This window comes from Kerstersia sp., assembly GCF_052103615.1.
Taxonomy (GTDB): domain Bacteria; phylum Pseudomonadota; class Gammaproteobacteria; order Burkholderiales; family Burkholderiaceae_B; genus Kerstersia.
In genome coordinates this window covers 1-9123 of sequence record NZ_JBQEKA010000112.1, presented here as the reverse complement: position 1 = coordinate 9123, position 9123 = coordinate 1, and the positions used below count along the sequence as shown (strand labels likewise).

Here is a 9123-nt window from a genome sequence, read left to right as displayed (position 1 = left end):
GTCGCAGTTTATGGACCAGACCAACCCGCTGTCGGAAATCACGCACAAACGCCGTGTTTCCGCACTGGGCCCGGGCGGTCTGACCCGCGAGCGCGCCGGCTTCGAAGTGCGTGACGTGCACCCGACCCACTATGGCCGCGTGTGTCCCATCGAAACGCCTGAAGGCCCGAACATCGGTCTGATCAACTCGATGGCGCTGTATGCCCGCCTGAACGAATACGGCTTCCTGGAGACGCCGTATCGCAAGGTCGAGGACGGCAAGGTGTCCGACACGATCGACTATCTGTCGGCCATCGAGGAAAACCGTTACGTCATCGCCCAGGCCAACGCGCGTCTGGACGAAGAAAACCGTTTTGTCGATGATCTGGTTGCCTGCCGTGAAGATGGCGAAACCATGATGACGTCGGGCGCCAACGTGCATTACATGGACGTCGCGCCGTCGCAGATCGTGTCCGTGGCAGCTTCGCTGATTCCGTTCCTGGAGCACGATGACGCCAACCGTGCACTGATGGGCGCCAACATGCAACGTCAGGCCGTCCCCTGCCTGCGTCCGGAAAAGCCGCTGGTCGGTACCGGCATCGAGCGCACCGTTGCGGTGGACTCGGGCACGACCGTGCAGGCCCGCCGTGGCGGTATCGTCGATTACGTCGATGCCGAGCGTGTGGTGATCCGCGTCAATGACGAAGAAAACGTCGCTGGCGAAGTCGGCGTCGATATCTACAACCTGATCAAGTACACGCGTTCCAACCAGAACACCAACATCAACCAGCGCCCCATCGTGCGCCGTGGTGACCTGGTGGCTCGTGGTGACGTGCTGGCCGATGGCGCTTCGACCGATCTGGGCGAACTGGCGCTGGGCCAGAACATGCTGATCGCGTTCATGCCCTGGAACGGCTACAACTTCGAAGACTCGATTCTGATCTCCGAAAATGTGGTGGCGAACGACCGCTATACCTCGGTTCACATCGAGGAACTGACGGTGGTGGCCCGCGATACCAAGCTGGGCGCAGAAGAAATCACGCGCGACATCAGCAACCTGCCTGAGCTGCAACTGAACCGCCTGGATGATTCCGGCATCGTGCACATCGGCGCTGAAGTGCGTGCGGATGACGTGCTGGTTGGCAAGGTGACGCCTAAGGGCGAAACCCAGCTGACGCCGGAAGAAAAGCTGCTGCGCGCGATTTTCGGCGAGAAGGCTTCCGACGTGAAGGACACCTCGCTGCGCGTGCCTTCGGGCATGGTCGGCACCGTCATCGACGTGCAGGTGTTCACGCGTGAAGGCATTGTGCGCGACAAGCGCGCCCAGTCCATCATCGACGATGAACTGCGCCGTTATCGCCAGGACCTGAACGACCAGCTGCGTATTGTCGAAAACGATACCTTTGATCGTATCGAGAAACTGCTGGTCGGCAAGACCGTCAACGGCGGCCCGCGCAAGCTGGCCAAGGGTTCCGTGCTGAGCAAGGAATACCTGGCTGACCTGACCGACCGCTGGCAGTGGTTCGATATCCGCCTGGCCGATGAGCAGCATGCGCTGGTGCTGGAGCAAGCCAAGGAATCGCTGGAGCAAAAGCGTCACCAGTTCGATCTGGCCTTCGAAGAGAAGCGCAAGAAGCTGACGCAGGGCGACGAGCTGCCTCCGGGCGTGCTGAAGATGGTCAAGGTGTACCTGGCCGTCAAGCGTCGTCTGCAGCCTGGCGACAAGATGGCAGGCCGTCACGGTAACAAGGGTGTGGTGTCCCGCATCCTGCCGGTGGAAGACATGCCTCACATGGCTGACGGCACGCCGGCAGACATCGTGCTGAACCCGCTGGGCGTGCCTTCGCGGATGAACGTCGGCCAGGTGCTGGAAGTTCACCTGGGCTGGGCTGCCAAGGGCCTGGGCTACCGTGTGGCCGAGATGCTGGCAGACGAGCGCAAGGTGGAAGTGGCCAAGCTGCGCGGCTTCTTCGAGAAGGTGTACAACAGCTCCGGCACGCCGGCAGCGCTGGATACGCTGACGGACGATGAAATCGTCACCATGGCGCAGAACCTGAAGAACGGCGTGCCCCTGGCAACGCCGGTGTTCGACGGTGCCAGTGAAGAAGACATCGGTCTGATGCTGCGTCTGGCCTATCCGGACGAGATCGCCGAGAAGCTGCGCCTGACCGACAGCCGCACGCAAGCCTGGCTGATCGACGGCCGTACCGGCGAGCCCTTCGAGCGCCCCGTCACCGTCGGCTACATGCACTATCTGAAGCTGCATCACTTGGTCGATGACAAGATGCACGCACGTTCGACCGGCCCGTACTCGCTGGTGACCCAGCAGCCGCTGGGCGGTAAGGCGCAGTTCGGTGGCCAGCGTTTCGGGGAGATGGAAGTGTGGGCGCTGGAAGCCTACGGCGCCTCTTATACCCTGCAGGAAATGCTGACGGTGAAGTCCGACGATATCAACGGCCGTACCAAGATCTACGAGAATATCGTCAAGGGCGATCACACCATCGACGCCGGCATGCCCGAGTCGTTCAACGTGCTGGTCAAGGAAATTCGTTCCCTGGCCATCGACATGGATTTGGAGCGTAACTAATGAAAGCGCTACTCGACCTTTTCAAACAGGTTTCGCAGGATGATCAGTTCGACGCGATCAAGGTCGGCCTGGCGTCGCCCGAAAAGATCCGTTCCTGGTCCTTCGGCGAGGTGCGCAAGCCCGAAACCATCAACTACCGCACGTTCAAGCCCGAGCGCGATGGTCTGTTCTGCGCCAAGATTTTTGGCCCGGTCAAAGACTACGAGTGCTTGTGCGGCAAGTACAAGCGCCTGAAGCACCGTGGCGTGATCTGCGAGAAGTGCGGCGTTGAAGTCACCGTGGCCAAAGTGCGCCGTGAGCGCATGGGCCACATCGAGCTGGCCAGCCCGGTGGCGCACATCTGGTTCCTGAAGAGCCTGCCGTCGCGCCTGGGCATGGTGCTCGACATGACGCTGCGCGACATCGAGCGCGTGCTGTACTTTGAAGCCTGGTGCGTGATCGAGCCCGGCATGACGCCGCTCAAGCGCGGCCAGATCATGTCGGATGACGATTACCTCGCCAAGACCGAGGAATACGGTGACGATTTCCGTGCCCTGATGGGTGCGGAAGCCGTGCGCGAACTGCTGCGCTCCATCGACATCGACCGCGAAGTGGAAACGCTGCGCGGCGAGTTGAAGGCCACCTCGTCCGACGCCAAGATCAAGAAGATTTCCAAGCGCCTGAAAGTGCTGGAAGGCTTCCAGAAGTCCGGTATCAAGCCGGATTGGATGATCATGGAAGTGCTGCCCGTGCTGCCGCCGGACCTGCGTCCGCTGGTGCCGCTGGATGGCGGCCGCTTCGCGACCTCCGATCTGAACGATCTGTACCGCCGCGTCATCAACCGCAACAACCGCCTGAAGCGCCTGCTGGAATTGAAGGCGCCGGAAATCATCCTGCGCAACGAAAAGCGCATGCTGCAGGAAGCGGTGGATTCGCTGCTGGATAACGGCCGCCGTGGCAAGGCCATGACGGGCGCCAACAAGCGTCAGCTGAAGTCGCTGGCCGACATGATCAAGGGTAAGGGCGGCCGTTTCCGTCAGAACCTGCTGGGCAAGCGCGTGGACTACTCGGGCCGTTCGGTCATCGTGGTGGGTCCGCAGCTGCGTCTGCACCAGTGCGGTCTGCCTAAGCTGATGGCGCTGGAACTGTTCAAGCCGTTCATCTTCAACCGTCTGGAAGCGATGGGTCTGACGACCACCATCAAGGCGGCCAAGAAGATGGTCGAAAGCCATGAGCCGGTGGTGTGGGATATCCTCGAAGAGGTCATCCGCGAACACCCGGTGATGCTCAACCGTGCGCCTACGCTGCACCGTCTGGGTATTCAGGCATTCGAACCGACGCTGATCGAAGGCAAGGCCATCCAGCTGCACCCGCTGGTCTGCGCGGCATTCAACGCCGACTTTGACGGTGACCAGATGGCCGTGCACGTGCCGCTCTCGCTGGAAGCCCAGCTGGAAGCGCGCACCCTGATGCTGGCCTCGAACAACGTGCTGTTCCCCGCCAGCGGCGAGCCGTCCATCGTGCCGTCGCAGGATATCGTGCTGGGTCTGTATTACGCGACCCGCGAGCGTATCAATGGCAAGGGCGAAGGCATGTTCATGACGGACATCGCCGAAGTTCAGCGCGCCTATGACAACGGCGAAGTCGAGCTGCACAGCCGCATTACCGTGCGTCTGAACGAGTATGTGAAGGACGAAGACGGCGAATTCCAGCCGGTGCTGCGCCGCTTCCAGACCACTGTTGGCCGCGCGCTGCTGTCCGAGATTCTGCCCAAGGGCCTGCCTTTCGAGTCGCTCAACCGCGCCTTGAAGAAGAAGGAAATCTCGCGCCTGATCAACCAGTCGTTCCGCCGCTGCGGCCTGCGCGCCACGGTGATCTTCGCTGACAAGCTGATGCAGTCGGGTTTCCGCCTTTCGACGCGTGCCGGTATCTCCATCGCCATGGGCGATATGGTGATCCCGGACGTCAAGGTTAAGATCCTGGACGAAGCCAGCGCCGAAGTGAAGGAAATCGACAAGCAGTATTCCTCCGGTCTGGTGACTGCGCAGGAACGCTACAACAACGTCGTGGACATCTGGGGCAAGGCTGGCGATAAGGTCGGCAAGGCGATGATGGAGCAGCTGGCCACCGAGCCGGTGCTGGACCGTCATGGCAAGGAAGTGCGCCAGGAATCGTTCAACTCCATCTACATGATGGCTGACTCCGGCGCCCGGGGTTCTGCTGCGCAGATCCGCCAGCTGGCCGGTATGCGCGGCCTGATGGCCAAGCCGGATGGCTCGATTATCGAGACGCCCATTACCGCCAACTTCCGTGAAGGTCTGAACGTACTCCAGTACTTTATCTCCACTCACGGCGCGCGTAAGGGTCTGGCTGATACGGCACTGAAGACGGCTAACTCGGGTTACCTGACGCGCCGTCTGGTGGACGTGACGCAGGATCTGGTGATTCGCGGCGACGACTGCGGTACCTCGCATGGTTACGTCATGCGCGCGCTGGTCGAAGGCGGTGAAGTCATCGAAGCCCTGCGCGACCGCGTGCTGGGCCGTGTGGCTGCCATCGACATCGTCAACCCCGACACCCAGGAAACCGTGATCCCGGCCGGCACTATGCTGGACGAAGATGCGGTGGAACTGATCGACGCCGTAGGCGTGGACGAGATCAAGGTCCGCACGCCGCTGACCTGCGAAACTCGTCATGGTCTGTGCGCCAAGTGCTATGGGCGAGATCTGGGCCGCGGCTCGTTGGTTAACGTCGGCGAAGCTGTCGGCGTGATCGCTGCCCAGTCCATCGGTGAGCCGGGCACGCAGCTGACGATGCGTACCTTCCACATCGGGGGCGCGGCATCGCGTGCGGCACTGGCCAGCGGCGTGGAAACCAAGGTGAGCGGCAAGGTCGCGTTCGCCAGTTCCATGCGCTATGTCACCAACGTCAAGGGTGAACGCGTTGCGATTTCCCGTTCCGGTGAAATTGTCATTTCGGATGACAACGGCCGCGAACGCGAACGCCACAAGGTGCCTTACGGCGCAACGGTGCTGGTTGGTGACGGCGATGTCGTCCAGGCTGGCGCGCGTCTGGCGTCGTGGGATCCGCTTACCCGTCCCATCGTGTCGGAATACGTCGGCAAGGTGCGCTTCGAGAACATCGAAGAAGGCGTGACGGTTGCCAAGCAGGTCGATGAAGTGACCGGCCTGTCAACGCTGGTTGTCATTACGCCCAAGACGCGTGGCGGCAAGCAGGCGCTGCGTCCGCAGATCAAGCTGCTCAATGAGCAGGGCGAGGAAGTCCGCATCCCGGGCACCGATCACCTGGTGAATATTTCGTTCCCGGTGGGCGCGCTGATTACCGTGCGCGACAGCCAGGACGTTTCCATCGGTGAAGTGCTGGCGCGTATTCCCCAGGAATCGCAGAAGACCCGCGATATTACCGGGGGTCTGCCGCGTGTGGCCGAGCTGTTCGAAGCCCGTTCGCCCAAGGATGCCGGTCTGCTGGCCGAAGTCACGGGTACGGTATCGTTCGGTAAGGACACCAAGGGCAAGCAGCGCCTGGTCATCACCGACATGGAAGGCGTGGCGCACGAGTTCCTGATTCCGAAGGAAAAGCAGGTGCTGGTGCACGACGGCCAGGTGGTGAACAAGGGCGAAATGATCGTCGATGGCCCGGCCGACCCGCACGATATCCTGCGTTTGCAAGGTATCGAAGCGCTGGCGTCCTACATCGTTGACGAAGTCCAGGACGTGTACCGTCTGCAAGGCGTGAAGATCAACGACAAGCACATTGAAGTGATCGTGCGCCAGATGCTGCGCCGCGTGCATGTCGTGGATGCCGGTGATACCGACTTCATCCCTGGCGAACAGGTTGAGCGTTCGGAACTGCTCAATGCCAACGATCGTATGGATGCGGAAGATTTGCGTCCCGCGACCTACGAAAACGTGCTGTTGGGTATTACCAAGGCTTCGCTCTCGACCGATTCGTTCATCTCGGCGGCTTCCTTCCAGGAAACCACCCGGGTGCTGACCGAAGCGGCCATCATGGGCAAGCGCGACGATCTGCGCGGCTTGAAGGAAAACGTCATTGTGGGCCGTCTGATCCCGGCAGGGACAGGCCTGGCCTACCACGGCGCCCGCAAGGAAAAGGAAAGCTTCGAGGCTGCAGAGCGCGAAGCCGCCCGTGCGCAGGCCAACCCGTTCGAGGACGATCCCCTGCCGCCCAGCGGCAACCCGTTCGAGAACGTGTCGCTGCAAGCCAGCAATCCCGAAACGCCCGAGGAGTAATCCCCGTACAAGTTGCCGCCACGCATTGCGTGGCGGGCTTGACTCCCCCATGTTGCCTCGGGCGGCATGGGGGTTTGTTTTTTTATGGAGTTGTCATGACGCCGGTTCATATCGAGACGATGCGTCTGGAAGATCTGGATGCCGTGCTGGACTTGCAGGCTCAGGTCTATGAGGCCGATATTCTGGAAGATGAAGCTTTCTATACCAATCGTCTGGCGCTGGCCGCAACGAGTTGCTGGGTGGCGCGCGCCGAGAATGCCAAGGTATGCGGCTATCTGATTTCCTATCCCTGGGATACCGGTCTGCCGCCCGCTCTCAATGCCAGGCTTGAAGGCTTGCCGCCCGCCGCCGATACCTGGTTTTTGCATGATTGCGCCGTGGCGCCATACATGGCAGGGCGCGGGGTGGCCAGCGGATTGCTGAAATTTGGCAGGCAGTGGGCGCAATTGGCTGGCATGCGGCGCGCCGCGCTGGTCTCGCTGGGGCATGCTCGGGCCTACTGGTTGCGGCATGGCTTTGAACCGGTGCAGGTTCAGCCTGGCAGCACGGTGGAAGCCAAGCTGGCGGGCTATGGCGCTGGTGCCAGCTGGATGACCCAGGCCCTTTAGACGCCGGGGGCCTTAGCCCGCGAATAGGCATTTTATTGTCTCTAAAATAGAGACATTGAATTGTTTTGCGGCATATTTATTGCCTGATTCATTCTCTCTACAATTCACTTCATTGGTCCTGCGTTGGGATCTCAGTTTCATCCGCGCAGGGCGCCGGTGTCTTCATCGGCGGTTTTCACTGGCCTGGCCGGCATGCCGCATTCATTCTCTGGATGGCAGCCGGGCAGCCAGCTTGATAAAGGAGTGAAGCATGTCTGCCAAACAAGCCGTGTTGTTTGTTTCCCATGGGTCCCCGACATTCGCTGTGGAGCCTGGTCTGGCCGGCCCGCAGTTGCGTGCCTTGGGCGCCGCGCTGGCCCGTCCGTCCGCTATTGTCGTGATTTCGCCGCACTGGATGACGCGTGGCGGCGCCTTGGTCAGCGCCGCCGCAGAGCAGGAAACCATTCATGATTTCGGCGGTTTTCCGGCGGAGCTATACACCTTGCAATACCCGGCCCAGGGGGAGCCCGCCTTGGCGGCGCGTATCGTGCAGCGCTTGCAGCAGGCCGGTATCGCAGCCGGCCTGGACGACACGCGCGGCCTGGATCATGGCGCCTGGGTGCCTTTGCGCTACCTCTACCCTGATGCCGATGTGCCGGTGTTTCAGCTTGCCCTGCCTTATCCTTTGGATACGCATGCGGCCTTGGCGCTGGGCCGGGCTTTGCGTCCGTTGCGTGACGAAAACGTCTTGATTCTGGCCTCGGGCAGTCTGACCCATAATCTGTATGAAATCAGCCGCGAGGCGGGGGCCTCGGGCACGGGCGAGGCCGAGGATTATGCCGTGGCGTTTACGCGCTGGGTCAGGGATGCCGTGCAGGCGCAGGATTGGCAGCGGCTGGCGGACTATCGCCGTTTGGCGCCGCAAGCCGTGCGGGCCCATCCTACCGAAGAGCATTTTTTGCCTTTGCTGATTGCCGCCGGCGCGGCAGAGGCGGATGAAACGGTGCAAGTCTTCGATGGCGGTGTAACGTATGGCGTGCTGGCGATGGAGTCATATGCCTGGGGGGCGCCGGCGCAGCCGGGCGCGCAGTAAAGCAGGCAGGTTTTTTTCAAGTTAGTCGTGCGTGGCGGCCAGGCGCGCTGCGGCGGGATGCGCCGCCAGCTTGCCGGCCATGGGCTGGATCTCTCTCAATTCAAGGAACACACATCATGAACGATCATCAACAGAGGGCTGTTGCCATCAATACCGCCCCTTACGCGGCGCTGTTGCTGCGTTTGGCGCTAGGCATCATGTATCTGGCCCACGGCCTGACCAAGCTGCTGGTTTTCACCTTGCCGGGAACGGCGGGTTTCTTCGAATCCGTCGGTTTCCCGGGCTGGATGGCCTACCCGGTGACCGCCTTTGAGCTGCTCGGGGGCGTGGCGCTGATTCTGGGCATCTTCCCGCGCTGGGTGGCAGCCGTGGCGGCAGTGCAGCTGCTGGCCGCAGCGACGGTGCATTTCAGCAATGGCTGGAGTTTTTCCAATCCGAATGGCGGCTGGGAATATCCGGTGTTTCTGGCGGTCGCTGCTGCGGCTCTGGCTTTGTTGGGAGATGGCGCCTGCGCGCTCAAGCGGTCGCGCGATTAAGCACCTGTTAGGGTGATGTTGAGAACGGGCCTGCTTATGCAGGCCCGTTCTTTGTTTATATTGTATTAAATTAATTTAATCTAAATATATG

The 9123-nt window shown here is 61.2% G+C and carries 5 protein-coding genes; all 5 read left to right on the top strand.

What is annotated here, in order from left to right; genetic code table 11:
* Window positions 1–2566 (top strand): DNA-directed RNA polymerase subunit beta (gene rpoB, locus ACTJGZ_RS15050; RefSeq protein ID WP_441663717.1); only part of this gene is annotated, 2566 nt, incomplete at its 5' end.
* Window positions 2566–6816, top strand: coding sequence for a DNA-directed RNA polymerase subunit beta' (rpoC, locus tag ACTJGZ_RS15045; protein ID WP_441663716.1), 4251 nt, complete (start codon window positions 2566–2568; stop codon window positions 6814–6816). The genes rpoB and rpoC, both read left to right, overlap by 1 nt.
* Before the next feature lie 95 nt (window positions 6817–6911).
* Complete coding sequence (locus ACTJGZ_RS15040) at window positions 6912–7424, top strand: GNAT family N-acetyltransferase (protein WP_441663715.1); 513 nt, start codon at window positions 6912–6914, stop codon at window positions 7422–7424.
* 250 nt (window positions 7425–7674) lie between these two features.
* On the top strand, window positions 7675–8496 hold the full coding sequence (locus tag ACTJGZ_RS15035) for a dioxygenase family protein (RefSeq protein WP_441663714.1): 822 nt from the start codon (window positions 7675–7677) through the stop codon (window positions 8494–8496).
* Between the two features lie 116 nt (window positions 8497–8612).
* Window positions 8613–9032: a DoxX family protein gene (locus ACTJGZ_RS15030; protein ID WP_441663713.1), complete on the top strand. Its 420-nt coding sequence runs from the start codon at window positions 8613–8615 to the stop codon at window positions 9030–9032.
* Window positions 9033–9123 lie beyond the last annotated feature (91 nt).

Coding starts and splice junctions, on each gene's coding strand:
- rpoC (WP_441663716.1), top strand. CDS start 2,566: ATGAAAGCGCTACTCGACCTTTTCAAACAGGTTTCGCAGGATGATCAG.
- ACTJGZ_RS15040 (WP_441663715.1), top strand. CDS start 6,912: ATGACGCCGGTTCATATCGAGACGATGCGTCTGGAAGATCTGGATGCC.
- ACTJGZ_RS15035 (WP_441663714.1), top strand. CDS start 7,675: ATGTCTGCCAAACAAGCCGTGTTGTTTGTTTCCCATGGGTCCCCGACA.
- ACTJGZ_RS15030 (WP_441663713.1), top strand. CDS start 8,613: ATGAACGATCATCAACAGAGGGCTGTTGCCATCAATACCGCCCCTTAC.